Below are 26,640 nucleotides of genomic sequence, written 5' to 3' on the forward strand. Positions count from 1 at the left end.
CAGGGAACCCCGACATCATGGACAAGTGTCTCGTCAATCGTCTCGTGACCGGCCTGCTGGTCGCCGGCCTCGTCTCACCGGGCGTCGTCCTGGCCCTCGACGCCAATATCGAGGGCCTCGAGGGCGAACCGGCCGAGAACCTCGAGACCTACCTCGACGGCCTCGATGCCGAGCAGTACTCGCCGCAGCGGCTGGAATCCGAAGTGCGTCGCCTGGCCGGCGAGTCGCTCAGGGTCTATGGCTACTACGAGCCCACCTTCGAGCTTCGCTTCGACGACCGCGACGCACCGGAAGAGGTGACCATCGTCGTCGACCCCGGCGAACCGGTGCGAATCGAGCGTCTCGCCTTCGGGTTGGCCGGTGGCGCCGCCGACGATCAGCCCTTCCAGGACGCCATCGACGACTATCCCCAGGAAGAGGGGGATGTGCTTCGCCACGCCCCCTTCGATGCGCTGCGCAGCCAGCTCTCCGGCCTGGCCCTCGAGCGCGGCTACTTCGACTGGCGCTTCAGCGAACGGCGCATGGAGATCCGCCCCTGGGCCAACAGCGCCCGGCTGTCGCTGGACCTGGACAGCGGCGCGCGCTATCGCTTCGGGCCGGTGCGCTTCCACGGCCAGCACATCGAGACCGAACGCCTGCAGGCCCTGGCGCCGTTCCATGAGGGCAAGCCCTATCTCGCCAGCGACATCGCCACCTTCAACCAGCGCCTCGGCCAGACCGAGTGGTTCGGCTCGGTCAGCGTGCGTCCGCTGCTGGATGCCGGCATCGGCGAACTGGCGCTGCCGCCGGCGCCCATCGGCTTTCTCAACGCCCTCGACGTGGAGGGCCTGCCAGAGGCGCCACCGCCCGAGCCCCGCCTGAGCGCGGAGGCGCTCGCCGCGGCCGCGTCGCTTCAGGCACCGGCGGTGCCCGAGGTGCCCATCGAGGTCAGTGTCACGCCGGCCGATCGTCACCAGTTCGAGGTCGGTATCGGCTTTGCCACCGACGTCGGCCCCCGGATGCGCTTCTCCTGGGACCAGCCCTGGGTCAACCGCTACGGCCACAGCCTCGAGCACGACCTCTACCTCTCCGGGCCCGAGCAGGAGTTCAGCGGCGTCTACAACATGCCCCTCGACGATCCGCGTCGCGACAGCTATCGCCTCCAGTACGGGCTGCGCAACGAGGACAACGAAGACACCGAAACCCTCGAGGCCAGCGTGGAGTTCGGCCGCCGCTGGCAGTTCGATAACGCCTGGGAGCAGATCGTCTACCTGCGCGCCACCTACGAGGACTTCACCCAGGCCGATCTCGACAACCAGGTGCTGCTGCTCTATCCCGGCGTGCGCTGGACCCGCACTCGCTCGCGCAATCCGACCTTTCCGCGCTGGGGAGATCGCCAGCAGATCTCGGTGCAGTACTCCAGTGAGGCCTGGGGCTCCGACGCCGAGTTCCTGCGCCTGGATGCCGATACCCAGTGGGTCCGCAGCCTCGGCGACGACTACCGCTTCGTGGGTCGCGTCGGCGCGGGCAGCATCGTCACCGACGACTTCGAGAACATCCCGCCGTCGCTGCGTTTCTTCGTCGGCGGCGACACCAGCGTGCGCGGCTATGGCTACGAGACCCTGTCGCCGGAGAACAGCGACGGCGAGCTGGTCGGCGGCGAGCAGCGCCTGGTCGGCAGCGTCGAGGCACAGCGCCGGATCACCGGCCCCTGGTGGCTGGCCAGCTTCGTCGACGCCGGCGATGCCTTCACCGACTGGTGGCCCCAAGAGCTGAACACCAGCGCCGGCCTCGGCGTGCGCTGGATCTCGCCGGTGGGGCCGATCCGCTTCGATGTCGCCCATCCCTTCGACAGCGACGACGCCTATCGCATCCACTTCGCTATCGGCCCGGAGTTCTAGCGTGCGCCGGGCACCGATCATCGTCACCGTTCACCCCCGTCGTCCGTGGCTCACCGCGCCCCGGACGACGCTGCCGCGAGAGTCATCATCGTGAGAATGCGCCGCCTTAGCTGGGCCCTGCTCCGGCTGTTGATCCTGCTGCCGCTGTGGCTGATCGGCCTGGTCATGCTGCTGCTTGGCCTGGCCCTGTCGCCCTGGGGCACCAGCGCCCTGTTCACCCAGGCCGAGCGGCTCGGCCTGCTCGAGGTCGAGCGCGTCGAGGGCGCGCCCCTGGACACGCTCAGGATCGAGGGGCTGCGCCTGACGGCCGGCCCGGCCAGCGTCGCGGTGTCCGACGTCGAGCTCGCCTGGGCCGACGACTGTCTGCTCCAGGGGCGGCTGTGCATCGACCGCCTGGCCGTGGCGGGCGCCCGCATCCGCCTCGGCGCGAGCGACGCCGCCGAGGAGCCGGTGGCGGAAGAGGGCGACGGCGGCCCGCCCGGGCCGATTCAGCTGCCGCTGCCGGTGGCGCTGCGCGAGCTGTTGCTGGATGACGTCGAGGTGCGCCTCGCCGATGGCACCCGCCTTGGCTGGCGGCACTTCGAGAGCGGCGCCGAGGCCGAAGGTAACGCCCTGACCCTGTCGCCGACGCGCCTGGTCGGGCTGCGGCTGACGCCGTCGATCTCGCCGGGCAACCGGCTCGCCCTGAGCGAGGCGGAAAGCCGCGACGACGTGCTCACGGCCATCGCGATCGACGCCGCCGTGGCGGTGCGCTCGCCGCTGCCGGCCAGCGTCGCCGCGGCCGCCGCAGGAGTGAGCGATTCGCCGGCGTCGCCGGACTCACCGGCCGAGGAGCGCCTCCGGCTGCCGGACGTCACCCTGCCGCTGGCGGTGGAGGTACCGAGTCTGACCGTGGAAGACGCGGCCTTCGAGGGCGCGCAGGCCTACGTCATCGACCGGCTCGATCTCAGCGTCACCGCCCGCGACCAGCACATCGCCGTGCACCCGCTCGCCGTCGCCTCCCGGGAGGCCGACGCCACCCTCCAGGCCGAGGTCACCCTGCGCGATGACTATCCCCTCGACGTACAGCTGGGCGCCGACTTCTACCTGCCCGAGCGCCTGCCGGCCCTGGCCGGCCAGCGGCTCGAGCTGGCCCTGAGCGGGGACCTTGGCGACCTGGACGTGGCGCTGACTGCCAGCGGCCCCATGGAAGCCAGCCTGACGGCCCGCCTCGACGCCCTGGACCCGACGATGCCGTTCTCCGCTCGCCTGACCAGCCCCGAGCTGCAGTGGCCGCTGCCCGGCGCCGTGGCGGCGCCCGAGGACGCGGATAACGGCGAGGACGAGGGCGCGAGCGAGACGGCGCAAGACACGCCGACCGAGCCGTGGCGAGTCGAGAACCTCGACCTCGACGCCGAAGGCACGCTCGACGACTATCGGGTCAGCCTGGGGCTCGCCGCCCAGGGCCCGTCGCTGCCGCGCACAGACATCGCGCTGAACGGGCAGGGCAACCTGCAGCGCTTCGACTGGGCGCCGCTGCGCCTGACGCCGCCGGAGGGCACGCTGACCAGCGAGGGACGGATCGACTGGTCCGAGGCGCTCTCGGTGTCGGCGCGGCTCGACGTCGACGGCTTCGACCCCGAGCCCTTCGTCGAGGGACTGGCCGGCCGTCTCGACGGCCGCCTGCAGGTGGCCTTCTCCCAGAGCGCCGACGGCTGGCGGCTCGGCGTGCCGACGCTTGCCGTGGACGGCGAACTCGCCGAGCAGCCGTTCTCGCTCTCGGGGCAGCTGTCCGGCGATCACGACATGAACTGGGACATCGCCTCGCTGAGCCTGCGCCAGGGCGACAATCGCCTGGACGCCTCGGGCCGGGTCGCGCCGAGCGAGCTGGACCTGGACGCCCGCATCGACATGCCGCGACTGGACACCCTCCATCCCGAGCTCGACGGGGCGCTCGACGGCGACATCGAGGCCCGCGGCAGCGTCGAGCGGCCGCAGCTGTCGCTGTCCCTGAGCGGCGATCGGCTGGCCTTCGGCGACAACCGCCTCGCCCGGCTGCGCCTGGACGGCGAGGTGGCCGGCCTCGACGACCCGAGCCTCGACCTGAGCCTGGCCGCCGACGACGTCGCCGCCGGTGGCCAGGCCTTCACGTCTATCGCGCTGGGCCTCGACGGCAGGCTCTCCGAGCATCGCCTGACCCTCGACGTGGAAGGCGACCCGGACGGGCCGCTGTCGGCGCTGAACCTGGCCCTCGAGGGCGCGCTGGACGAGGCCCGCGAGCACTATCGCGGGCGGCTGACGCCGCTGGACGCCGAGACCGCCTACGGCAGCCTCGGCCTCGACCAGGCGCTGGCCTTCGATGCCGACCTGACCGCCAGCGCCGTGGAGGTCCAGCCGTTTTGCCTGACCCGCGCCGAGGGCGGCGGGCTGTGCCTGACGGCACCGCTGTCGGCGTCGCCGGACAGCGGACGCGCCGAGCTCGCGATCCGCGAGCTGCCGATGGACCTGATCAACGACGCCATGCCGCCGGGATGGGCCATCGACGGCGCCACCGAGGGCGGCCTGGTGGCCGAATGGTCGAACGGCGGCGCCCGCTGGCAGGCCAGCGCGAATCTCGACAGCCAGGCCGAGATCAACGGCCAGGACGCCTATGGCCAGCCGTGGTCGGTGCCCGGCACCGGGCTCTCGCTCGCCCTCGACGCCGATCAGGAGCGTGCCGACGTCGACCTGGGGCTGACCTTCGGCGAACAGGGTGCGATGCGCCTCGACCTGGGCATCATCGAGCCCATGGGTGCCGGCCGCCTGGAAGGGCGCTTCGAGATCGACAACGTGCGACTGGCGCCGTACCGGCCGCTGGTCGCAGACATGGAGACCCTGGAAGGCGCCCTCGACGCCGGTATCGACATCACCGGCGACCGCGAGCAGCCGCGGCTGGACGGCCGCCTCGCGCTGGCCGGCCTGCGCGCCGAGGGTCTCGGGCTGCCGCTGTCGGTGGCCGACGGCGAGCTTGAGGTCGACCTGTCCGGCGACCGCGCCGACATCGACGGCTACCTGGAAGGCGAGGAAGGCCGGATGAACATCACCGGCGATGCCCGCTGGCCCTCGTCGGCCGCGTGGCAGGCGGCCCTCGACCTGGAAGGGCGCGACGCGCCGCTGCTGGCCGCGCTGCCGGGGTTCGGGCGGCTGCACATCGCCCCGGACCTGTCGATCCGCGCCGATCCGGACCGGCTGCGGGTGCGCGGCGAGGTCGGCATTCCCTGGGCCCGGCTCGAGGTCGGCAAGGTACCGGCCTCGGCGGTCTCGCCGAGCCCCGACGAGGTCATCGTCACCCGCGAGGAGGCCGAGGCCGCCGACCGCCAGGCCGCCAGCGAGGAGCCGGGGGCGAGCACCGCCGAGGCCATGCAGCAGGCCGGCATGGCGCTGGACGTCCAGGTGGACCTGGTGCTGGGGCCGGACATGCGTCTCGAGGCCTACGGGCTCGAGACCGACCTGCGCGGCGACCTGCAGGTGCGCCAGTCCGACGGCCCCGTGCAGCTGTTCGGCAACGTCAACCTGGAAGACGGACGCTTCCGGGCCTTCGGCCAGGACCTGATCGTCCGCGAGGGCATCCTCTACTTCAGCGGCCCCCCGGGCCAGCCGCTGCTCGACTTCGAGGCGGTGCGCAATCCGGACAATACCCAGGACGAGGTGGTGGCCGGTCTGCGGGTCAGCGGGCCCGCGGCCAATCCCAGCCTGGAGATCTTCTCCGAGCCGTCCATGAACGAGTCCCGGGCGCTGTCCTACGTGCTGCGCGGCCGTGCCCCGGACGACAGCAGCGGCGGCAGCGCCCTGACTTCGGCGCTGATCGGCGTGACCCTGGGCCAGGCCGGCGGCGCCGTGGGCGCGATCGGCGAGGCCTTCGGCATCGACGACCTGAGCCTCGACACCGCCGGCAGCGGCGACGATAGCCAGGTGGTCGTGACCGGGAACCTGACCGATCGGCTGAGCGTCGGATATGGTGTCGGCGTCTTCTCGCCGATCGCCGAGCTGACGCTGCGCTACAAGCTGTGGCGAGACCTCTACCTCGAGGCGGTATCCGGCGCCAGCCAGGCGGTCGACCTGATCTATACCTTCAGCCTGCCGGGCGATCCCCCGGCGCTGACACGATGAGCGACATGCGCAAGACGAACCAAGGAGCCACACGATGACCACTTCGCCGCTGTACGCCCCCGAGGGCCGCGACACGCCGCTGCAGATACTGGGTCGCCACACCGTCAGCGGCCGCGACATGACGCCGCCGTGGCCGGCGGGCCTGCAGGAGATCGTGCTCGGGCTGGGCTGTTTCTGGGGCGCCGAGCGGCTGTTCTGGCAGCTGCCCGGCGTGCATGTGACCGCCGTGGGCTATGCCGGCGGCGTGACGCCGAACCCCACCTACGAGGAGACCTGCACCGGACGCACCGGCCACGCCGAAGTGGTGCGGGTGGTGTTCGATCCGGCGACGATCGATCTGGAGACCCTGCTGCGCCACTTCTGGGAGGCCCACGATCCCACCCAGGGCAATCGCCAGGGCAACGACATCGGGCCCCAGTATCGCTCGATCATCCTGGTCACCGACGAGGCCCAGCGCGAGATCGCCGAGCACAGCCGCGCGGCCTACGACGACGCCCTGGCCCGGGTCGGACGCGGCCCCATCACCACCGCCATCGAGCCGCTCGAGACCTTCTATTACGCCGAGGACTATCACCAGCAGTACCTCGACAAGAGACCCGACGGCTACTGCGGCCTCAAGGGCACCGGCGTCAGCTGCCCGATCGGCTGAGCGGCTCGCGCAGGCAGGGCGCCGTGTCGGCCCGGCCCTCCAGCTGAGCGCCGACCCGGCGCGCGAGCCAGCTCGCCAGCCGCCCGTCACGGCGTTCGACGAAGCCCACGTGACCGCCGTGGCGGGCCGTTTCCAGGCGAATGCCCGGGCCCAGTGCGACGTTCTCGAACAGGCCCGGCGGCATGAAGGGATCGTCCTCGGCGTGGAGGATCAGCGTCGGCCGGCGAATCTCCTGCAACAGTGGCCCGGCCGAGGCCCGGCGATAGTAGTCGGCGGCGCCGTCGAAGCCATGCAGCGGCGCGGTCACCACATCATCGTACTCGCGCAGGGTGCCAAGGCCGGCAAGCGCCCGGGGTGACAGTGCCAGCGGCAGCTCGCCGGCCTCGAGCCGCGGCGCCACCTTGGCCTTCAACGCACCGAGCAGGTGACGCTGATAGACCCGCGCGAAGCCGCGTTCCAGGCAGTCGGCGCTGGCCGCGAGATCCACCGGCGGGGCGATGGCGATCGCGCCGTGCAGCGCCGGGGATTCGCGGCCGGCATCCTCGGTCATCAGCTTGAGCAGCATGTTGGCCCCAAGCGACACGCCGCAGGCGATGCGCGGCGCCCGGGGATGGCGGCGGGCCAGCTGGGTCAGCAGCCAGTGGGCATCGGCGGTGTCACCGCTGTGGTAGGCCCGCGGGCGACGGTTGGGGTGGCGGCCACAGCCGCGGAAATGCATCAGCACGGCGCGATGCCCACGTTCGCCGGCCGCCGTCAGCAGCTGCCGGGCATAGGGCGAGTCCACCGAGCCTTCCAGCCCGTGGAACAGCACGAACAGCGGCGCGTCGTCGTCGGCGGGGCCCGGTGTCACCCAGCTGAGTTCGACCACATCGCCGTCGGGCAGCGCCAGCGTCTCCCAGGCCAGCGCGGGCGAGGGCGCCGGCAGCATCCTCGGCAACAGGGTCTGCAGGTGGCGATTGGCCAGGCCCGTCGGGGCGCGGAAATCCGCCGCATGGCGGCCCGGCGTCATATGGCGTCGGCCCTGGGTTCGACGAGCCGCTGCCACAGCGCCTCCACCGCCGGGTGTGGGTTGTCGCGGTGGCGAAAGAGGCGAATCTCCAGCGGCACCTGCCAGCGCGTGCCGCCCGCCGGCACCAGACCGCCGGAGGCCAGCGCGGTCTGGATGGAGCGCGCCGGCAGCCAGCCGAGTCCGTAGCCGAGCCCCACCAGTTCGCGAATATTGCCGCTCTGGATGCTCTCGTTGAGCACGCTGAAGGTCGGCACCTGGCCGAGCGCCTGCAAATGCGCACGAATGCACTGGTCGATCATTCCCCGGGGGTGATAGGCGATCAGCGGCAGCGGACGACGCCCGCTGTCCTCGAGCGAGAAACGCGGGTTGCCCTCGGCGTCGGGCAGCGACACCGGCACCAGCCGCTCGCGGCCGAGCACCCGAGCCTCCAGGCCCTCGGTTTCCAGTGGCAACGTGCGTGGCGTGGCGGGCCAGTAGCAGAGCACCAGGTCGCATTCCTGGCGCTCCAGGGCCCGGAAGTAGTCGTCGGCCAGCCAGCCGGTAGCGCGCAGGTAAGGCGTGACCGGCGGGGCGGGATCGAAATCGGCCAGCCATTCCGGCAGGAAATTGGCCAGCAGGCTCTGGGGCGCGGCCAGGCGCAGACGGCTGGCGTCCGCCTCGGCCAGCTGGCCGAGGCGCTCGCGGGCGGTGGTCACCCGTCGGGTGACGTCCTCGCACAGCGCCAGGAACTCCTCGCCGGCCGGCGTCAGCGACAGCGGCAGGGTCTGGCGATTGATCAGGGTGGCCCCCATCTCCTCCTCGAGCAGCTTGATGCGGCGCGAGAAGGTCGGCTGGGTCACGTTCTGGGTCTCCGCCGCCCGCGAGAAGTGGCGCGTACGCGCCAGGGCGATGAAGTCTTCCAGCCAGCGTAATTCCATAGTGTTCCTTGTGCCGGAGCGCCAGGGACGGTGAGTCTACTCAGCTTAGCCAGCGTTGACCAACCGGTCAGCCGGATGATCAACGGCAGCGTCTCTCCGCGCGTCTAGCCGAGCGCAGGCACTTTTCGATACCTCAGATCCGGCCTTCCTCCACCCCATGACAGGCCACCTGGCCGCCCTGGTCGGTGGCGATCAGGGTCGGGACTTCTTCCCGGCAGCGCGCGTCGGCATGCGGGCAGCGGCCGTGGAACACACAGCCCGACGGCAGGTTCACCGGCGTCGGCACCTCGCCCTGCAGGCGGATGTGCTGCGGGCGGTCATCCTCGAGCCGGGGAATCGCCGACATCAGCGCCTGGGTGTAGGGATGGCGCGGGGTGGCGAACAGCGTCGCCGTGGGCGCCACCTCGCACACCCGGCCCAGATACATGACCGCGACCCGGGTGCCGAAGTGCTCGACGACGGCCAGGTCATGGGTGATGAACAGGTAGGTCAGGTTGCGCTGCTGCTGGGCCTCCATCAGCAGGTTGAGCACCTGGGCCTGGATCGAGACGTCGAGGGCCGAGATCGGTTCATCGGCGACGATGAACTCCGGGTCCACCGCCAGCGCCCGGGCGATGGCGATGCGCTGACGCTGGCCGCCTGAGAATTCGTGGCCGTAGCGCGCCCCCCAGTCCGGGGCGATGCCCACCGCGTTCATCACCTCGGCGACCTTGTCCTGGACCCTGGCCGGCGACCAGTCGGGATGATGCAGGCGAATCGGCTCCTCCAGCGTCTGCTGGATGGTCATGCGCGGGTTCAGCGACGCATAGGGATTCTGGAAGATCATCTGCATGCGCCGACGGTAGGGCAGCAGCTCCCTGGTGGAGCGGTCGTCGATGCGCTCGCCATCGTAGCGGATCTCCCCGGCGCTGGGGGTGATCAGGCCCATCACGGTGCGCGCCACCGTGGACTTGCCGCAGCCGGACTCGCCGACCACGCACAGCGCCTCGCCGCGCCGGATGTCCAGGTCGACGCCGTTGATGGCGTGCACGTGCTTCTGCTCGCGCACCAGCTTGCCGCCCTTGAACTTGAGCTGCTCGAGGAAGTCGCCGGACAGCGAGAAGCGCTTCTCCAGCCCGCGGATCGACAGCAGCGGCTCGGCCGTCTCCGGCGCCTTCGAAGCGCCCGAGGAGGAGCCGGTAGATGAAGAAAGAGAGGCGGTGGTCATGAATCTTGCTCCTCGGCCGGAATGCGTTCGCGTTCGATCATCTCGGCGACCATGTGGCAGGCCGCCTGGCAGTTGCCCGAGGCGACGAAGGCGGGCACCTCGTCGACGCAGGCCTGGCGACGCGAGCCGTCGGGCCGGGTGACGAAGCCGCAGCGCGGATGGAAGGCGCAGCCGCTCGGCAGGTGGCTGAGCGATGGCATGCTGCCGGGGATCTGGTTGAGCCGCTCGCCGGGCGTGGCCATCTGCGGCAGGGCGTTGAGCAGGCCCTGGGTGTAGGGGTGCTGCGGGTCGTTGATGATCTCGCGGGTCGGGCCCTGCTCGATCACGCGGCCGGCATACATCACCAGCATGCGCTGGGTGACCTGGCTGACCACGCCCAGGTCGTGGGTGATCAGCACCAGGCCGACGTTGTGCTCCTCGCACAGCTCCAGCAGCAGCGCCATGATCTCGGCCTGGATGGTCACGTCCAGCGCCGTGGTGGGCTCGTCGGCGATGATGATGTCCGGGTCGAGCAACAGCGCGATGGCGATGATCACGCGCTGACGCATGCCGCCGGAGAGCTCGTGGGGATACTGGTCGAGGCGCGCCTCGGGCGAGGGGATCTGCACCTGCTCGAGCTTGCGCAGCGAGATCGCCCGGGCGTCCTTGGTCGAGATGCGACGGTGGGCCTTCAGGCACTCGATCATCTGCTCGCCGATGGTCAGCACCGGATTGAGCGTCATCATCGGGTCTTGGAAGATCATCGAGATGCGATGCCCGCGGATGCGGCGCAGGGCGCGGTCGGACAGGCCGATCAGCTCCTGGCCGTCGAACGTGATGCTGCCGCCGGCGATGTAGCCGGGCTTGGCGATCAGGTTGAGCAGGCTGAAGGCGGCCACGGACTTGCCGGCGCCGGACTCGCCGACGATGCCCAGGCGTTCGCCGCGATCCAGGCTGAAGCAGACGTCGCGCAGGGCCTGGACGTCGCCGCGGCGCAGCGCGAAGCGCACGTCGAGGTGGTTGACTTCGAGAAGTGACATGGGAACTCCTTGGCCTCAGCCCTTGTGCCGGATGAAGAGGCGCGGATCGAGCGCGTCGTGCCGGCGACCGTCGGACATGGGGGACGTATCGATATTCAGCATGGCCTCAGCCCTTGTAGAGACGCGGATTGAGGACGTCGCGCAGCCAGTCGCCGAGCAGGTTGATGACCAGCACCAGCACCACCAGCACCAGGCCCGGGATCAGGGTGATCCACCAGGAGCCGGACTGGATGTAGTCGAACCCGGACTTGATCAGCGAGCCCAGCGAGGGCTGGGTCTCGGGCATGCCGAGGCCGAGGAAGGACAGCGCCGCCTCGGAGATGATGGCGTTGGCCACCTGCACGGTGGAGATGACGAAGATCGGCGACAGGGTGTTGGGCAGGATATGGCGAAACATGATGCGCCGGCTCGGCAGCCCCATCACGCGGGCGGCGTCGACATATTCCTTGCTCTTCTCGGCCAGCACCGAGGCGCGCACGGTGCGCGCATACTGGGGCCACTCGGCCAGGCCGATGATCAGCACCAGCAGCGGCACCGCATAGGTGCTGAAGGTGGCGCCGCCGAAGATCGCCTTGAACAGCGCGCCGACCACGATCGCCACCATCAGGGTGGAGAACGACAGCTGGATATCGGCCATGCGCATCAGGAAGGCATCGACGCGCCCGCCCAGGTAGCCGGCCAGCAGGCCGAAGCACACGCCGAGGGTGGCCTGCAGCGCCACCGCGCCGAAGCCGATGATCAGCGAGACCCTGAGGCCGTAGAGGATGGTCGAGAGCAGGTCACGCCCCTGGGCATCGGTGCCCATGAGATAGGCCGGATCGCTGCCGTCGACCCAGAACGGCGGCAGCTCCGAGGCCAGGATATCGATCTGTGCCAGGTCGTAGGGGTTCATCGGCGCCAGCCAGGGTGCCAGGACGGCGCAGGCCACCATCAGGATGAACACCGCCAGGCTGACCTGGGCGATCGGGTCACGCAGGAAACTGTAGAGCAGGTAGGAGTCGCGAAAGCGCTCCCAGCGGCTCGCCGTGGACGAGCTCGCAGCGGATGAGGTCGAGGTGGTCATGCGGGCTTTCCTGTCAGCTTGACGGTGGGGTTGACCAGGCCATAGATCAGGTCGACCAGGGTGTTGGTGATCACGAAGATCAGCCCCACGATCATCAGGTAGGTGACGATCAGCGGAATGTCGGAGCGTTCGATGGCGTCGAGGAACATCAGGCCCATGCCGGGCCACTGGAACACCGTCTCGGTGAGGATGGTGTAGGCGACCAAGGTACCGATCTGTACCCCGCCCACGGTGATCACCGGCAGCATGGTGTTCTTCAGCGCGTGCAGGAAGTAGATGCGGCGCAGCGAGATGCCCTTGGCGCGGGCGAACTTCACGTACTCCGACTGCATCACCTCGAGCATCTCGGCGCGGATCAGGCGGATGAACAGCGGCAGCATGATCGAGGCCAGCGAGATGGCGGGCAGCACCAGGTAGGTCAGCCCCTCGAGGGAGGCGAAGTTGGTCTCCCAGGTGCCGAACACCGGCACCGGGTCGCCGCGGCCGTAGGCCGGCATGCCGCCGTCGGTACTGATCAGGTCATTGAGCCAGGCGCCCCAGCCGGTATCGGCGGGGAAGGGCGACCAGGACACGCCGATGGCGAACAGCTGGATCAGCACGATGGCGGTCAAAAACACCGGTATCGAGATACCGATGATCGACACGCCCATGAAGAACCGCGACAGCCAGGCACGCGGCCGGATGGCGCTGTAGACCCCGATGGGAATCGACAGGGCGATGATCAGGAAGGTGGACGCGGCCACCAGCTCCAGGGTCGCGGGCAGGTGGCGCAGGATGACGTCGGTGGTCGGCTCGTTGAAGACGTAGGAATAACCGAAGTCGAACTGCACCGCGTTGGCGGCGAAGCGCAGGTACTGCACCGCGAAGGGGTCGTTCAGGCCCAGTTCCTCGCGCAGCGCCGCGCGCTCGCTCTCCGGCACCGACTGGCCGACCATCTGCTGGATGGGGTCGCCCAGATTGTCCTGGATGGCGAAGGCGATCACGCTGATGACGAACATCACCAGCAGCGCATGGAAAAGGCGCTTGATCAGAAAGGCGATCATGAGTGGCGTCCCGTAGGCAATACGGGGTGGCACGCTCGCGTCGAGCGCGCCACCGGGTCAGGATGGGGGGAAGTCCTCGCCGACGATGACGCCGGCGAGGGAGGAATCACTCTTCCTCGACGACCAGGTCCCCGAGATAGGGGAAGTTCATCACGTTGACGACCGGCTCGATGTCGACGTTGGCGGCGGATGCCCAGGCCAGGTCCTGCCAGTGCAGCGGAATGAAGGCGGCCTCGTCATGCAGGGTCTGCTCGACCCGCTGCAGCATCTCGGCGCGGGCCTCGAGGTCGACCTCCAGGTTGGCCTCGGTGACCAGGGCATCGAGCTCCGGATTGCAGTAGTTGCCGGCGTTGTACTGACCGGCCCCGCTGTCGGCGTCCGGGCAGGCGGTGAGGTACTCGTGCAGGTTGGCCGAGTCCTCGGTGTCGGCGTGCCAGCCGATCATCATCATGTCGGCGACGCGGTCGTCGTATTCGCCCCAGTACTGGGCCTTGGGCAGGGTCTTGAGATCCACCGTGACGTTGATGCGCGCCAGCATGGCGGCCACCGCCTGAGCGATCTTGGCGTCGTTCACGTAGCGGTTGTTGGGCGCCATCATGGTGATCTCGAAGCCGTCCTCATAGCCGGCCTCGGCCATGAGTTCCTGGGCTCGCTCGAGGTCGTAGCGTGGCGCGAGGTCCTCGACGTGGCCCGCATACCCTTCCGGTGACATCTGGGCCGCCGGGGTGGCGAAGCCCTTCATCAGCCGGTCGGCGATGCCTTCCTGGTTGATGGCATAGGCGAAGGCCTGGCGCACCCGCGGATCCTGGAAGGCCTCGACGCGCTCCTGATTCATGTGGAAGAGGATGATCCGGGTGCCGGTCATGGTGACCAGCTGGGTATCGTCGTCGTTACGGATGCGCTCCAGGTCGTTGGGCGGCACCGGGGCGATGAAGTCGACGTCGCCGGAGAGCAGGGCGGCCACGCGGGTGGCGTTCTCGCTGATCGGCGTCATCACGATCTTGTCGACGTTGCCGGGGGAATCCTCGTCCCAGTAGTCGTCGTGGCGTTCGAACACCACGCGCACGCCCTGCTGGCGTTCGCTGACCTCGAAGGGGCCGGTGCCGGACAGATGCCGCGAGGCGTAGGAGTTGCCGTTCTTGACGATCTCGTCCTTGGGATCACCGTCGGCGTCCTCACCGCTGTAGAACTGGCTGTCCATCGGGAAGATGTAGGTCGCCAGGTTGAGCAGCAGCGGATAGGGCTTCTCGGTGGTGAACTCCACGGTGTGCTCGTCGACCGCGGTCACCGAGGCGATGGGCGCGAAGATCGCCTTGAAGTCGGGGCTGCGCTTCAGACGCTCCACGGTCCACACCACGTCCTCGGCGGTGAAGGCGTTGCCGCTGTGGAATTCGACGCCCTCACGCAGCGTCATGCGCAGGGTGGTGTCGTCGACCTGCTCCCAGTCGGTGGCCAGGCGCGGGGCGAACTCGAGGTCCTTGTTCCAGCGCACCAGCGGGTCGAAGGTCATGTGGGACAGCTGCAGGATACCGCCGGAGAGCTGCTCGTGGATATCGAGCGACACCGGGTCGGCGTCGTAGGCCATGCTGAGGGTGGTCTCGGCCTGGGCGGCCGGTGCGATGGCAGCCGCGGTCATGGCCGCGCCGACGGCGCTGGCCAGAAGGGTCTTCTTGATTGTCATGTTGTATTCCATGCCGGATGGATTGTTATGCGTATCGCCTCGGGATGGGGCGAACGACCGTTTGTTCCGGTCCGGTCTTCAACATAGAGAGTTCGGCGGCGGGAGGACAATCGAAATAACGAGAGGCGTCATGCGCCCGGCGAATGAGGCTCGCCTGGCGGTGCCACGCGGTCGCTGGGATACGGCAGGGCGACCCGGCCCAGGCCCGCCGACGGGGCGCTCATGACGTTTTGATGGGGCAGGGAGGCGGCTCTTATGATCGGGATCGCTGACAAGTTGCTTTTTTTATTACCACCATAGCGGCGGTCAATGGCCGCGGACCTCCCGGGGGCTGCCGACGGCTGGTATGATCGCTGCCACTCACGCCCATCCCCTCTATCACGCACCCATCTACACACACCCAACAGGAGATGCCTGTGTCTGTGACCGAGTATGACTACGACCTCTTCGTCATCGGGGCGGGATCCGGCGGCGTCCGCGCCGCACGCACCGCCGCCGCCACCGGGGCCCGCGTTGCCGTGGCCGAGGATCGCTACCTGGGCGGCACCTGTGTCAACGTCGGCTGCGTGCCCAAGAAACTGTATTCCTACGCCGCCCACTTCCACGACAGCTTCGAGGACGCCAGCGGCTTCGGCTGGACCCTGCCCGAGGCGCCCACCTTCGACTGGGCGACCCTGCGTGACAACAAGATCGGCGAGATCAAGCGCCTCAACGGCATCTACGGCCGGCTGCTCGACGGCGCCGGCGTGCGCCTGATCAACGGCCGGGCCACGGTGGTCGACGAACACCACGTCAGCGTCGGCGGCGAGACCATCAGCGCCGAGAAGATCCTGGTCGCCGTGGGCGGCTGGCCCTGGGTGCCGGACTTCCCGGGCAATGAGCTGACGCTGGACTCCAACCGCGTCTTCGATCTCGACCGCTTCCCGGAACGCTTCCTGGTGCTCGGCGGCGGCTATATCGCCGTGGAGTTCGCCAGCATCTTCAACGGCCTGGGCAGCGACACCCACCTGGTCTACCGCGGTGACCTGTTCCTGCGCGGCTTCGACCAGGAAGTGCGCGAGTTCACCCGCGACGAGATGGACAAGAAGGGCGTCAACCTGCACTTCGGCACCAACATCGAGACCATCGAGCAGGTCGAGGGCGGCCTCAAGGTGACCCTGACCAGCGGCGAGACGCTGGAAGTGGATGCGGTGCTGGCCGCCACCGGCCGTCGCCCGCACCTCGAAGGGCTGGGCCTGGACAAGCTCGATGTCGCCACCAGCGACGACGGCAAGCTCAAGGTCAACGAGCGCTTCGAGACCTCGGTGCCGTCCATCCTGGCGCTGGGCGACGTCACCGACGGCCCCGAGCTCACCCCGGTGGCGCTGGAAGAGGCCATGAAGCTGGTCGAGCACCACTTCGGCGACACCACGCCCGAGCCGCTGGACTACGAGCGCATCGCCACCGCGGTGTTCTGCCACCCCAACATCGGCACCGTGGGTCTCTCCGAAGAGGCCGCGCGCGAGCGTTTCGACGCCATTCGCGTCTACAGCGCCGATTTTCGCCCCATGAAGCACACCCTGTCCGGCAGCAGCGAACGCTGCCTGATGAAGCTGATCGTCGATGACGAGAGCGATGTGGTGGTCGGGGCGCACATGGTCGGCGACGAGGCCGGCGAGCTGATCCAGGGCATTGCCATCGCGGTGCGTGCCGGGCTGACCAAGGCCCAGTTCGACCAGACGGTGGGCATCCATCCCACCGGGGCCGAGGAATTCGTGACCATGCGTACGCCGACGCGTCGCTGACGCCACGGACGGCGACATCTCGCCGTCACACCATCGCCACATGAGCGGGCCACCCTGAACGGGTGGCCCGCTTGCGTTTGAAGCATCGGCAGGCCGGAGGAGCGAGACCGGGCTATGCTGTGAGAAGCCCGTCATGGCGGCATTTCACCGCATGCCATAATACAGGTTTATGGTTTCTTGCCGTCCGGATAACAGCGTTTTTGAAAAGGTGATAAGCAGCTGTTATGCTAATTCCCGAATTCGCTAAGCGAACATGATAATGAACGTGACCACAGAGCCCTTCATTCCCTCCGCCGAGCTCGCCCGGCCCAGCATTGCCGACACCGTCGTCGGCCATCAGTCCACCCCGCTGTTCATCCGCAAGCCAAACCCGGACGACGGCTGGGGCATCTACGAACTGGTCAAGTCCTGCCCGCCGCTGGACATCAATTCCGCCTATGCCTATCTGCTGCTGGCGACCCAGTTTCGCGACAGCTGCGCCGTGGCCACCAACGAGGAAGGCGAGATCGTCGGCTTCGTATCCGGCTACGTGAAGAGCAACTGCCCGGACACCTATTTCCTGTGGCAGGTCGCCGTGGGCGAGAAGGCCCGCGGCACCGGCCTGGCTCGCCGCCTGGTGGAGGCCGTGATGACCCGGCCGGAGCTGGCCGAGGTGCACCACCTCGAGACCACCATCACGCCGGACAACCAGGCGTCCTGGGGCCTGTTCCGCCGCCTGGCCGACCGCTGGCAGGCGCCGCTGAACAGCCGTGAATACTTTTCCACCGATCAGCTGGGCGGTGAGCACGACCCCGAAAACCTCGTGCGCATCGGTCCTTTCCAGACCGTCGACATCTGATCGCTGCTGCCACGGTGCCGGCGCGCCACGTCGGCCGGCATCGTCACGCCCGAATTTCCCTTTCTTCCGCTCTTTCCGACAGGAGGTCGCAATGCAGACCCAGACCCTCGAACGCATGGAATCCGACGTCCGGACCTATTCCCGCTCCTTTCCGGTCGTCTTCACCAAGGCGCAGAATGCGCGCCTGACCGACGAGACCGGCCGCGAGTACATCGATTTCCTGGCCGGCGCCGGCACCCTGAACTACGGCCACAACAACCCCAAGATCAAGCAGGCCCTGGTCGACTACCTGGCCAGCGACGGCATCGTCCACGGCCTGGACTTCTGGACCGCCGCCAAGCGCGACTACCTCGAGACCCTCGAGGAGGTGATCTTCAAGCCGCGCGGCCTGGACTACAAAGTGCACTTTCCGGGGCCGACCGGCACCAATGCCGTCGAGGCGGCTATCCGCCTGGCCCGCGTGGCCAAGGGCCGTCACAACATCGTGACCTTCACCAACGGCTTCCACGGCGTGACCATGGGGGCACTTGCCACCACCGGTAACCGCAAGTTCCGCGAGGCCACCGGCGGCATCCCGACCCAGGGCGCGTCCTTCCTGCCGTACGACGGCTACATGGGCGAGGCCACCGACACCCTCGACTACTTCGAGAAGCTGCTCGGCGACAAGTCCGGCGGCCTGGACGTGCCGGCCGGCGTGATCGTCGAGACCGTGCAGGGCGAAGGCGGCATCAACGTGGCCGGTCTCGACTGGCTCAAGCGTCTGGAAGGCATCTGCCGTGCCCACGACATCCTGCTGATCGTCGACGACATCCAGGCCGGCTGCGGCCGTACCGGCAAGTTCTTCAGCTTCGAGCACGCCGACGTGGTGCCGGACATCGTCACCAACTCCAAGTCGCTGTCCGGCTTCGGCCTGCCGTTCGCCCACGTGCTGATGCGCCCCGAGCTCGACAAGTGGAAGCCGGGCCAGTACAACGGTACCTTCCGCGGCTTCAACCTGGCCTTCACCACCGCCGCCGCCGCGCTGCGTCAGTACTGGAGCGACGACACCTTCGAGCGTGACGTGCAGCGCAAGGGCCGCATCGTCGAGGAGCGCTTCCAGAAGATCGCCGCCTGGCTCACCGAGGAGTGCGGCATCGAGTCCAGCGAGCGTGGGCGTGGCCTGATGCGCGGCATCGACGTCGGCAGCGGTGACATCGCCGACAAGATCACCGGCCAGGCCTTCGAGAACGGCCTGATCATCGAGACCAGCGGCCAGGATGGTGAAGTGGTCAAGTGCCTGTGCCCGCTGACGATTCCCGACGAGGACCTGATCGAAGCCCTGGACATCCTCGAGGCCAGTGCCCGCCAGGCCCTGAGCTGATCGATTCCCCGGCCCGTCTCGTCGCCGACGAGGCGGGTGGTCATCGGTGTCGGCCCGAGCCTCGACACATCGAGCGGGCCGGACGCCCGTCACACCAGACACCCCATGGAGAGCGCCAATGATCGTTCGCAATCTCGAGGAAGCCCGTCAGACCGACCGCCTGGTCACCGCCGAGAACGGCAACTGGGATAGCACCCGCCTGTCGCTGGCCGAGGACGGCGGCAACTGCTCCTTCCACATCACCCGGATCTATGAGGGCACCGAGACCCACATCCACTACAAGCACCACTTCGAGGCGGTGTACTGCATCGAAGGTGAGGGCGAGGTCGAGACCCTGGCCGACGGCAAGATCTGGCCGATCAAGCCGGGCGACATCTACATCCTCGATCAGCATGACGACCACCTGCTGCGGGCGACCAAGACCATGCATCTGGCCTGCGTGTTCACTCCGGGCCTGACCGGTAAAGAGGTTCACCGCGAGGATGGCTCCTACGCGCCGGCCGACGACTGATCAACCATCGATCAGGCCATGACGCCAACGGCCCCGGTTCCATCAGGAACCGGGGCCGTGTCGTTTCCTGTAAAGGAAGAACGGGAAGACAGGGCAGGGTGACGACCTAGCGTGGGGCATCGCGGTCGAAGGTGATGGTGATCTCGGCCAGCGTCAGGCCGAACTTCTTCATGGACGTACGATTGATCAGCCGGCCGTCGGGCTGCAGGTACATCCAGTCGTCCATCTGGAAGGTGAGGTCGCGCCCGTCGACCGTGACCTCGAGTGGATAGCTCATATGGAAGACGTGCCCCGCCTGGCGAGCCTGCACCACGCCCTCGACGTCATTGGCGCGCCCCTCCCAGCGGCCGCCGTCGCGACGTTCGAAGGTCCAGACGCGGCGATCGGTCTCGCCGTCGGCGTAGGTGAAACGCTCATCCAGGGTCAGGGTGTCGCCCTCGACGCTGCCGTCGATGTCCACCGTGAAGCGGCGCTGCACCTCGCCGCTGTAGTCCTGCACCATGCCCCAGGCACGCGTCTGCCCCTCGAAGTAGTCGGCGATGTCGAGCCGTGGCGTGGTTCCCGCGTAGCGCCCCACGTCGATGCCGGCACAGCCGGCGAGCATCAGCACCAGGGCCAGCCAGACGACCGGGCGGCCCCGCCGGCTCGGTAATTTTCTATACATGACTCATATCCTTTATGTGTGATGTATAACAATATAGAGGAGTGAGGCCGCGGGTGCCATGCGAGCCGGGGCAGGTCGGGCTTCGGGCCATCGGGCGCGAAGCTCGGCGAAGCGCTGTTCGGTCAAGGACGTGGCGATCTTCTCGGCGCCGCCTTCACGGACGGCAGGGTCAAGGCCTCACGGGATTCCATTGGACGCGGTGCGACGAGAGGAATATGTTAGGGGGCTCATTAGTTGAGGAAGAGGCAATGAGCCAGGACGAGCATATCAGAGAGTATTCGGGCGCGGCGGCCGGCTGGGGAGCGCTGAAGAGCGTGACCAAAAGCTGGCTCGGCAGCGACAACGCGGTCAAGAACCTCCGTGCCATGCTCAAGACCAACCAGGATCACGGCTTCGACTGCCCGGGTTGCGCCTGGGGCGAGGCGCCGGAGAGCGGGCTGGTGAAGTTCTGCGAGAACGGTGCCAAGGCGGTGAACTGGGAATCCACCGGGCGCTCAGTCGGCCCCGCGTTCTTCGCCGAACACCGCGTCTCGGACCTGCTCAGGCAGAGCGACTACTGGCTGGAATATCAGGGCCGGCTGTCACATCCCATGCGCTACGACGCCGACAGTGACCGCTACGTCGAGATCCGCTGGGAAGACGCCTTCGCGCTGATCGCCGAGCACCTGAACCGTCTCGAGTCGCCCAACCAGGCCGAGTTCTACACCTCCGGCCGGGCCAGCAACGAGGCCGCCTACCTCTATCAGCTGTTCGTGCGCGCCTTCGGCACCAACAACTTTCCCGACTGCTCGAACATGTGTCACGAGGCCAGCGGCATCGGCATGACCGACAGCCTCGGCGTGGGCAAGGGCACCGTGGTGTTCGACGACCTGGCGCACGCCGACGCGATCTTCGTCATCGGCCAGAATCCCGGCACCAACCATCCGCGCATGCTCGAGCCGCTGCGCGAGGCGGTACAGCGCGGCGCCCAGGTCGTCTGCATCAATCCGCTCAAGGAGCGCGGCCTCGAGCGCTTCCAGCATCCCCAGAAACCGCTGGAAATGCTCGGCAACGGCTCCGAGCCTACCCACACCGCCTATTTCCGTCCGGCCCTCGGCGGCGACATGGCGCTGATGCGCGGCATCGCGAAATACCTGCTGGGCTGGGAGCGCGAAGCGCTGGCGGCCGGCGAGCCGCCGGTGTTCGATCACGCCTTCCTCGAGACCCACACCGACGGCCTAGACGACTATCTGGCCGCCGTGGATGCCACGCCCTGGGCGCATATTCGCGCGCAGTCGGGGCTCTCGCTCGACGACATCGAGCTGGCCGCACAGATGTATCGCCGCGCCGAACGGGTGGTGATGTGCTGGGCGATGGGCATCACCCAGCACCGCCATTCGGTGGCAACGGTGCAGGAAATCGTCAATCTTCAGCTGCTGCGCGGCAATGTCGGCAAGCCTGGCGCCGGGCTGTCGCCGGTGCGCGGCCACAGCAATGTGCAGGGCGATCGCACCATGGGCATCGACGAGAAGCCGCCGGCGAGGCTGCTCGACGCCCTGGAGCGGCGCTTCCGCTTCGAGGCGCCGCGAGACCATGGTCACAACACGGTGCAGGCGATCCAGGCGATGGAAGAAGGGCGGTCGAAGGTCTTTCTCGGCCTGGGCGGCAACTTCGCCCAGGCCACGCCGGATACCGAGCGCACCCACGCCGCGCTGCGACACTGCGAGCTGACCGTGCATATCGCCACCAAGCTGAACCGCTCGCACCTGGTGACCGGCCGGGACGCCCTGATCCTGCCGTGCCTGGGGCGCACCGAGATCGACAAGCAGGCCGAGGGGCCTCAGGGCGTCACCGTCGAGGACACCTTCAGCATGGTGCACGTCTCCCGTGGCCAGCTGACACCGCGATCTCCACATTTACGCTCGGAGCCCGCGATCATCGCCGGCATCGCCCAGGCGACGCTGGGCCCGCATCCCGTGGACTGGATGTCGCTGATCGCCGACTATGGCCGCATCCGCGAGCTGATCGCGGACACCGTTCCCGGCTTCGAGGACTTCAACGCACGGCTGAACCAGCCCGGTGGCTTCCACCTGGGCAACGCCGCTGCGGAGCGGGTGTGGCACACGGACAGCGGCAAGGCCCGGTTCCGCTCCCACGCGCTGCCCGAGGCGCTGGTCAACGCCGGCGTGCTGGCGCGCGGCGAGACCCCGGACCTGATCCTGCAGACGCTGCGTTCCCACGATCAGTACAACACCACGCTCTACGGGCTCGACGATCGCTACCGTGGCGTCTTCGGGCTGCGCGAGGTGGTGTTCGCCAGCGAGACGGAGATCCGGCGGCTCGGCTTCGCCCCAGGTGACCGGGTAGACCTGGTGTCGCTGTGGGACGACGGCCGCGAACGTCGGGTCAGCGATTTCCAGCTGGTGGCCTATGACATGCCGGACGGCCAGGCCGCGGCCTACTATCCGGAAACCAATCCGCTGGTGCCGCTCGACAGCTACGGCGAGCAGACCTTCACGCCGACCTCGAAGTTCATCGCGATCCGGCTCGAGCGCGCCGCGCCCAGCCAGCGACTGGACGCCGAGACGGCCTGACATCATCGACTGCACGGCCGCGCGCCCGGAACCTCGAGAGGCGTTCCGGGCGCCGGCGCTGTGACGCGGGTTCCCGTGGCGAAAGCGTGAAGGCTGGACGACACTGGGCATCATGCCAGGCCGTCTTGGTGTCGCGATGATGACACAAGGGCATCAAGCCGCCACGACAAGGACTTCGCATAATATATATTATGTTAAATCATGGTCGTGGCGGAGCCATGCAAGCCCGTGTCACCCACGGCTTCGTCATCGCCACGACATGGACAGCTTGCCCCCCGCTCCTTATCATCCCGTCAGTTCGCGAGGCCTTTGCCTCTTCACTCGCCAGAGCCAAGGATGTCGACGACATGCCGATTCGCCCCCTGCTGATTGCACCTCTCGCCGCCCTGTTATCGCTCGGTGGCTGCGGAATGGTGCCCCAGCGCGAAGCGCCCCCCGAGCCCGTCACCCAGCAGGCCTTCGCGAATCGCATGGATCGGCTCCAGGCCGACCTGGCCGACCGCTGCGACGCCACGCTCCAGGCCCAGTCGGCGCACCGCGAGGAGCAGCTGGGCCTGCGCGCCGACGTGCGCGAACTGGGATACCTGCTGCGCAACGTGCGCGGCGAGCTCGAGACGCTGCGCGGCGAGACACGCCAGGAGCCGACGTCCCGCAATTGCCCGGTGGTCGACGAGCGGCTCGACAAGAAGACCCTGGTCGGTCGCAGCGAGTGGATCGGCCTGCCCGAGGTGGGCACCTATCTGGAAGCACGTATCGATTCCGGTGCCGAAATGTCGTCGCTGTCGGCCACCGAGATCACGCCGTTCGAGCGTGACGGCGAAGACTGGGTGCGCTTCAAGCTGGGCCTCAACGACGAGGACAGCGTGATCGAGTCCAAGCGCGACGAGTGGATTGAGGCGCCTGTCGAGCGCCGGGTCCGCGCCGCCCAGGCCAACGGCGACGCCTCGCGGCCGGTGATTCGCCTGCTGCTGACGCTGGGGCCGCTGCGCGAGAGCGTGGAGTTTACCCTCGATGACCGCACCCATCTCGACTCTCCGGCGCTGCTGGGCCGTCGTTTCCTGATGGATATCACCATCGTCGACGTGGCCCGCCGGCATATCTACGATCGCCCCGAATTTTCCTCGCCGTCGGCAGCGGATGCCGACGCGCCCGAGACACAAGACGAGACGACGGCGCCCTGATCCCGTCAGCGAAGCCCACGTCACGCGTCCAAGGAAGCCGACATGTCCCGACTGCCCTTTTATCTGATCGTCGCCCTGCTGCTGGTCACCGGCATTGCCATGAGCGTCCATCGCCATGTCCAGTTCGAGGTCCCCTGGACGCCGGGCGAACAGCGCCAGGTCTGGGAGATCGAAGCCCAGGTCGACTTCCGCGCCGACGGCGGCCCGGCCAGGGTCGAAATGGCCCTGCCTTCCACCCAGCCCGGCTTCCGGGTGCTCACCGAGCACACCGCCTCGCCCGGCTATGGCCTGAACTACCTCGAGGAGAACGGCGCGCGCCGTGCCCTGTGGTCGGTACGCGAGGCCGAGGGCAACCAGCAGCTCTATTACAGTGCCCAGGTCCTGGTCGCGCCGAACGCAGAGGCCGGTGACGTGCCGCCGCCGCGCCCGGTGCCGAACGTGGTCTGGGAGCCGCCCTATGACACCGCGGCCCAGGAAGTCATCGACCACGCCTGGTCGCGCAGCGCCGATCCCTTCACCTTCGCCCAGCAGCTGATCAGCGACTTCAGCGACGAGCGGCGTGGCGAGAACGTGCGCCTGCTGCTGACCCAGTTCGATCGCTCGCCGCTGCTGCTGCGCCTGTTCCATCAGGCCGGCGTCCAGGCGCGAGCGGTCAGCGGCCTGACGCTGGAGAACGGCCGCCGTCGCCAGGCCCTGAACATCTGGCTCGAGGTCTACGACGGCAACGAGAGCGCCTTGTTCGATCCGGCCACCGGACAACGCGGCCGCCCGGACAACCTGCTGCTGTGGGAGAACGCCGGCCAGTCGGTGCTGGAGGTCCAGGGCGGGACCAACTCCCGGATCAGCTTCTCGATGATCTCGCGCAACCAGCCCGCCGCCGCCGCGGTGCGCAGCCAGGTGGCCAAGGACGCCGACACCCTGCTCAACTTCTCGATCCACAGCCTCCCGCTCGAGGAGCAGGCGCTGTTCCAGACCATCCTGCTGATCCCCATCGGCGCGCTGGTGGTGGTGCTGCTGCGGGTGCTGGTAGGGATCAAGACATCGGGCACCTTCATGCCGGTGCTGATCGCCCTGGCCTTCATCCAGACCTCGCTGGTGACAGGACTGGTCGGCTTCCTGCTGGTCGTGGCCGTGGGCCTGGTGATCCGCAATTACCTGTCCTACTTGAACTTGCTACTGGTGGCCCGGGTGACGGCGGTGATCATCACGGTCATCGCCATCATCTCGCTGTTCTCGGTGCTGTCGTTCCGCATGGGCCTCAACGCCGGGCTGCAGATCACCTTCTTCCCGATGATCATCCTGTCGTGGACCATCGAGCGCATGTCGATCCTGTGGGAAGAGGAAGGTCCCAAGGAAGTGCTGATCCAGGGCGGCGGCAGCATGCTGACCGCGGTGCTGGCCTACCTGGCGATGAACAACCCCTGGATCCGCCACATCACCTTCAACTTCCTCGGGGTGCAGCTGATCCTGATGGCGCTGATTCTGATGCTCGGCAACTACACCGGCTACCGGCTGCTGGAGCTGCGTCGCTTCAAGCCGGTCACGGAGGACTGATCGCATGTGGACCTCCCCGGGCAAGCTGCGCGCCAAGGGCATCATCGGCATGAACCAGCGCAACATCCGCTATATCGGCCGCTACAACGACCGGCGGCTGTATCCGCTGGTCGACGACAAGCTCCAGACCAAGCTGCTCGCCCAGCGGTACGACATCACCACGCCGGCGCTGATCGGCACCGTCTCGACCCAGTTCGGCATCAAGCGCATCCACGAGATGCTGGCCGCCCACGGCGGCTTCGTGATCAAGCCGGCCAAGGGCAGCGGCGGCAAGGGCATTCTGGTCATCGAACAGCGCGACGGCGCGCACTTCGTCAAGCCCAGCGGCGCCCACCTCACCCTGGAGGACGTCGAACGCCACGTGTCGAACATTCTCTCGGGGCTCTATTCGCTGGGTGGCTCACCGGACGTGGCGGTGATCGAGGCGCTGATCGACTTCGACGAATCCTTCGCCGAATACAGCTACGAGGGCGTGCCGGACATCCGCGTGATCGTCTTCCAGGGCTATCCGGTGATGGCCATGATGCGGCTGTCGACCGCCGCCTCCGACGGCAAGGCCAACCTGCACCAGGGCGCGGTCGGCGTGGGCATCGACATCGCCAGCGGCACGGCGATCCGCGGCGTGCAGTTCGACCGGGCCCGTCACGACCACCCGGACACCGGCCACGAGCTGGCCAGCCTGCGCATTCCCGGCTGGAAGACGCTGCTCGAACTGGCCGCCAGCTGCTACGAGATGACGGCGCTGGGCTACCTCGGCACTGACATGGTGATCGACCGCCAGCACGGGCCGATGCTGCTGGAGCTCAACGCCCGCCCGGGGCTGGCGATCCAGATGGCCAACGGCGAGGGGCTGCGCAAGCGGCTCGACCTCATCGAACGCCAGCCGGAGGGCGTATCGCCCGAGGAGCGCGTGGCCTTCGCCCAGCATCACTTCGCCCGCAGCAGCGAGCTGGAGCGCGTGGCGCAGGAGGCGGCCGAGGCCTGAGGCGGCCGCCCTGCCCGCCTCCTCGCGCGTCGCCGCTCGAAGCCACGCCACCGTCATCGTGGCCACCAACGCCCGGCTGGCTCGGGCCATGCCGGGCGCGTAGAATGTTCCCCTCAATCCTCGACCGCATGGCCCGCATGACCGATTCCAGCGACCTTATACAACAGGCCGAGCGACAGTGCCACCAGCGTGGCGTGCGCTTCACTCCGATTCGCCAGCGGGTGCTGCAGATCATCGCCGACACCCGCGGCGGCCTGAAGGCCTACGAGCTGCTCGACCGCCTCGCCACCGAGCACGCGTCGGCGCGGCCGCCCACCGTGTATCGCGCCCTGGAATTTCTCATCGACCAGGGACTGGTGCACCGCATCGAATCGCTCAACGCCTACGTGGCCTGCCCCTGCCCGGAGCACGCCCACGGCTTCCAGCTCTTGATCTGCCGCGACTGCGGCCGAGTCGAGGAGCTGCACCTCGATGACATCAACGATCGGCTCGGCCAGCGTGCCCGCGAGCTCGGCTTCGTGGTGCATCGCCAGACCATCGAGCTGCTCGGCCAGTGCGAGGCCTGCCGGTCGGCCATCGCGACCTAATGATGCA

Annotated in this window: 20 protein-coding genes; 12 read left to right on the top strand and 8 right to left on the bottom strand. The window is 68.1% G+C overall.

The window, feature by feature from the left end; genetic code table 11:
* Positions 1-17: 17 nt before the first annotated feature.
* The 3 genes from tamA (at position 18) to msrA (ending at position 6,657) form a co-directional block, all read left to right on the top strand.
* The gene (tamA, locus tag UYS_RS0207555) at positions 18-1,880 is read left to right on the top strand and encodes an autotransporter assembly complex protein TamA (protein ID WP_016854903.1); all 1,863 of its coding nucleotides are present in this window, start codon (positions 18-20) and stop codon (positions 1,878-1,880) included.
* Between the two features lie 96 nt (positions 1,881-1,976).
* A complete protein-coding gene (gene tamB, locus UYS_RS0207560; RefSeq protein ID WP_016854904.1) occupies positions 1,977-6,008 on the top strand; it encodes an autotransporter assembly complex protein TamB in 4,032 nt (1,343 codons plus the stop codon).
* 34 nt (positions 6,009-6,042) lie between these two features.
* Positions 6,043-6,657 carry a peptide-methionine (S)-S-oxide reductase MsrA gene (gene msrA / locus UYS_RS0207565; RefSeq protein WP_016854905.1) on the top strand — a complete coding sequence of 205 codons (615 nt, stop codon included), beginning with the start codon at positions 6,043-6,045 and terminating at the stop codon, positions 6,655-6,657.
* Here the strand turns inward: msrA and UYS_RS0207570 are convergent.
* The 7 genes from UYS_RS0207570 to UYS_RS0207605 form a co-directional block, all read right to left on the bottom strand.
* Entirely contained in the window at positions 6,638-7,666 is a 1,029-nt protein-coding gene (locus tag UYS_RS0207570) for a hydrolase (RefSeq protein WP_016854906.1), read from the bottom strand. The genes msrA and UYS_RS0207570 overlap by 20 nt on opposite strands.
* On the bottom strand, positions 7,663-8,583 hold the full coding sequence (locus tag UYS_RS0207575; RefSeq protein ID WP_016854907.1) for a LysR family transcriptional regulator: 921 nt from the start codon (positions 8,581-8,583) through the stop codon (positions 7,663-7,665). Before UYS_RS0207575 ends, UYS_RS0207570 begins: the two co-directional genes overlap by 4 nt.
* A gap of 133 nt (positions 8,584-8,716) precedes the next feature.
* On the bottom strand, positions 8,717-9,790 hold the full coding sequence (locus UYS_RS0207580; RefSeq protein WP_016854908.1) for an ABC transporter ATP-binding protein: 1,074 nt from the start codon (positions 9,788-9,790) through the stop codon (positions 8,717-8,719).
* Positions 9,787-10,809, bottom strand: coding sequence for an ABC transporter ATP-binding protein (locus tag UYS_RS0207585; RefSeq protein ID WP_016854909.1), 1,023 nt, complete (start codon positions 10,807-10,809; stop codon positions 9,787-9,789). Before UYS_RS0207585 ends, UYS_RS0207580 begins: the two co-directional genes overlap by 4 nt.
* 106 nt (positions 10,810-10,915) lie before the next feature.
* Positions 10,916-11,872, bottom strand: coding sequence for an ABC transporter permease (locus UYS_RS0207595; protein WP_016854910.1), 957 nt, complete (start codon positions 11,870-11,872; stop codon positions 10,916-10,918).
* A complete protein-coding gene (locus UYS_RS0207600) occupies positions 11,869-12,915 on the bottom strand; it encodes an ABC transporter permease (RefSeq protein WP_016854911.1) in 1,047 nt (348 codons plus the stop codon). The genes UYS_RS0207595 and UYS_RS0207600 overlap by 4 nt, the downstream gene beginning before the upstream one ends.
* Positions 12,916-13,021: 106 nt before the next feature.
* Positions 13,022-14,596, bottom strand: coding sequence for an ABC transporter substrate-binding protein (locus tag UYS_RS0207605; RefSeq protein ID WP_016854912.1), 1,575 nt, complete (start codon positions 14,594-14,596; stop codon positions 13,022-13,024).
* Positions 14,597-15,006: 410 nt separating this feature from the next.
* Between UYS_RS0207605 and gorA the strand changes: the two genes are divergently transcribed.
* The 4 genes from gorA to UYS_RS0207625 all read left to right on the top strand — a co-directional run bounded on the left by gorA (position 15,007) and on the right by UYS_RS0207625 (position 19,089).
* Entirely contained in the window at positions 15,007-16,380 is a 1,374-nt protein-coding gene (gene gorA / locus UYS_RS0207610; protein WP_040478115.1) for a glutathione-disulfide reductase, read from the top strand.
* A 259-nt stretch (positions 16,381-16,639) separates the two neighbouring features.
* A complete protein-coding gene (ectA, locus tag UYS_RS0207615) occupies positions 16,640-17,218 on the top strand; it encodes a diaminobutyrate acetyltransferase (RefSeq protein WP_016854914.1) in 579 nt (192 codons plus the stop codon).
* A 91-nt stretch (positions 17,219-17,309) separates the two neighbouring features.
* Positions 17,310-18,578: a diaminobutyrate--2-oxoglutarate transaminase gene (ectB, locus tag UYS_RS0207620; protein WP_016854915.1), complete on the top strand. Its 1,269-nt coding sequence runs from the start codon at positions 17,310-17,312 to the stop codon at positions 18,576-18,578.
* A gap of 118 nt (positions 18,579-18,696) precedes the next feature.
* On the top strand, positions 18,697-19,089 hold the full coding sequence (locus UYS_RS0207625; RefSeq protein ID WP_016854916.1) for an ectoine synthase: 393 nt from the start codon (positions 18,697-18,699) through the stop codon (positions 19,087-19,089).
* A gap of 106 nt (positions 19,090-19,195) precedes the next feature.
* On the opposite strand, the gene UYS_RS0207630 is transcribed toward UYS_RS0207625, so the two are convergent.
* Positions 19,196-19,753, bottom strand: a complete 558-nt coding sequence (locus UYS_RS0207630; protein WP_016854917.1) for a DUF3833 domain-containing protein — start codon at positions 19,751-19,753, stop codon at positions 19,196-19,198.
* A 248-nt stretch (positions 19,754-20,001) separates the two neighbouring features.
* Here UYS_RS0207630 and UYS_RS0207635 point away from each other — a divergent pair, with 248 nt between their 5' ends.
* From UYS_RS0207635 to UYS_RS0207655, 5 genes are all read left to right on the top strand, one after another.
* The gene (locus tag UYS_RS0207635; protein WP_016854918.1) at positions 20,002-22,326 is read left to right on the top strand and encodes an FdhF/YdeP family oxidoreductase; all 2,325 of its coding nucleotides are present in this window, start codon (positions 20,002-20,004) and stop codon (positions 22,324-22,326) included.
* Positions 22,327-22,673: 347 nt separating this feature from the next.
* Entirely contained in the window at positions 22,674-23,507 is an 834-nt protein-coding gene (locus UYS_RS0207640) for an ATP-dependent zinc protease family protein (protein ID WP_016854919.1), read from the top strand.
* A 42-nt stretch (positions 23,508-23,549) separates the two neighbouring features.
* A complete protein-coding gene (locus UYS_RS0207645) occupies positions 23,550-25,061 on the top strand; it encodes an inactive transglutaminase family protein (RefSeq protein ID WP_016854920.1) in 1,512 nt (503 codons plus the stop codon).
* A gap of 4 nt (positions 25,062-25,065) precedes the next feature.
* Complete coding sequence (locus UYS_RS0207650) at positions 25,066-26,046, top strand: alpha-L-glutamate ligase-like protein (protein ID WP_016854921.1); 981 nt, start codon at positions 25,066-25,068, stop codon at positions 26,044-26,046.
* Positions 26,047-26,183: 137 nt separating this feature from the next.
* Positions 26,184-26,633 carry a Fur family transcriptional regulator gene (locus UYS_RS0207655; RefSeq protein ID WP_026068414.1) on the top strand — a complete coding sequence of 150 codons (450 nt, stop codon included), beginning with the start codon at positions 26,184-26,186 and terminating at the stop codon, positions 26,631-26,633.
* The last annotated feature ends 7 nt before the right edge of the window (positions 26,634-26,640 follow it).

This window comes from Halomonas smyrnensis AAD6 (genome assembly GCF_000265245.1).
In the GTDB taxonomy this organism is placed as follows: Bacteria; Pseudomonadota; Gammaproteobacteria; order Pseudomonadales; family Halomonadaceae; genus Halomonas; species Halomonas smyrnensis.

Excerpts from the sequence above, each read along its gene's own strand:
- tamA (WP_016854903.1), top strand. The coding sequence starts at position 18 with ATGGACAAGTGTCTCGTCAATCGTCTCGTGACCGGCCTGCTGGTCGCC.
- tamB (WP_016854904.1), top strand. The coding sequence starts at position 1,977 with ATGCGCCGCCTTAGCTGGGCCCTGCTCCGGCTGTTGATCCTGCTGCCG.
- msrA (WP_016854905.1), top strand. The coding sequence starts at position 6,043 with ATGACCACTTCGCCGCTGTACGCCCCCGAGGGCCGCGACACGCCGCTG.
- UYS_RS0207570 (WP_016854906.1), bottom strand. The coding sequence starts at position 7,666 with ATGACGCCGGGCCGCCATGCGGCGGATTTCCGCGCCCCGACGGGCCTG.
- UYS_RS0207575 (WP_016854907.1), bottom strand. The coding sequence starts at position 8,583 with ATGGAATTACGCTGGCTGGAAGACTTCATCGCCCTGGCGCGTACGCGC.
- UYS_RS0207580 (WP_016854908.1), bottom strand. The coding sequence starts at position 9,790 with ATGACCACCGCCTCTCTTTCTTCATCTACCGGCTCCTCCTCGGGCGCT.
- UYS_RS0207585 (WP_016854909.1), bottom strand. The coding sequence starts at position 10,809 with ATGTCACTTCTCGAAGTCAACCACCTCGACGTGCGCTTCGCGCTGCGC.
- UYS_RS0207595 (WP_016854910.1), bottom strand. The coding sequence starts at position 11,872 with ATGACCACCTCGACCTCATCCGCTGCGAGCTCGTCCACGGCGAGCCGC.
- UYS_RS0207600 (WP_016854911.1), bottom strand. The coding sequence starts at position 12,915 with ATGATCGCCTTTCTGATCAAGCGCCTTTTCCATGCGCTGCTGGTGATG.
- UYS_RS0207605 (WP_016854912.1), bottom strand. The coding sequence starts at position 14,596 with ATGACAATCAAGAAGACCCTTCTGGCCAGCGCCGTCGGCGCGGCCATG.
- gorA (WP_040478115.1), top strand. The coding sequence starts at position 15,007 with ATGCCTGTGTCTGTGACCGAGTATGACTACGACCTCTTCGTCATCGGG.
- ectA (WP_016854914.1), top strand. The coding sequence starts at position 16,640 with ATGAACGTGACCACAGAGCCCTTCATTCCCTCCGCCGAGCTCGCCCGG.
- ectB (WP_016854915.1), top strand. The coding sequence starts at position 17,310 with ATGCAGACCCAGACCCTCGAACGCATGGAATCCGACGTCCGGACCTAT.
- UYS_RS0207625 (WP_016854916.1), top strand. The coding sequence starts at position 18,697 with ATGATCGTTCGCAATCTCGAGGAAGCCCGTCAGACCGACCGCCTGGTC.
- UYS_RS0207630 (WP_016854917.1), bottom strand. The coding sequence starts at position 19,753 with ATGTATAGAAAATTACCGAGCCGGCGGGGCCGCCCGGTCGTCTGGCTG.
- UYS_RS0207635 (WP_016854918.1), top strand. The coding sequence starts at position 20,002 with ATGAGCCAGGACGAGCATATCAGAGAGTATTCGGGCGCGGCGGCCGGC.
- UYS_RS0207640 (WP_016854919.1), top strand. The coding sequence starts at position 22,674 with ATGCCGATTCGCCCCCTGCTGATTGCACCTCTCGCCGCCCTGTTATCG.
- UYS_RS0207645 (WP_016854920.1), top strand. The coding sequence starts at position 23,550 with ATGTCCCGACTGCCCTTTTATCTGATCGTCGCCCTGCTGCTGGTCACC.
- UYS_RS0207650 (WP_016854921.1), top strand. The coding sequence starts at position 25,066 with ATGTGGACCTCCCCGGGCAAGCTGCGCGCCAAGGGCATCATCGGCATG.
- UYS_RS0207655 (WP_026068414.1), top strand. The coding sequence starts at position 26,184 with ATGACCGATTCCAGCGACCTTATACAACAGGCCGAGCGACAGTGCCAC.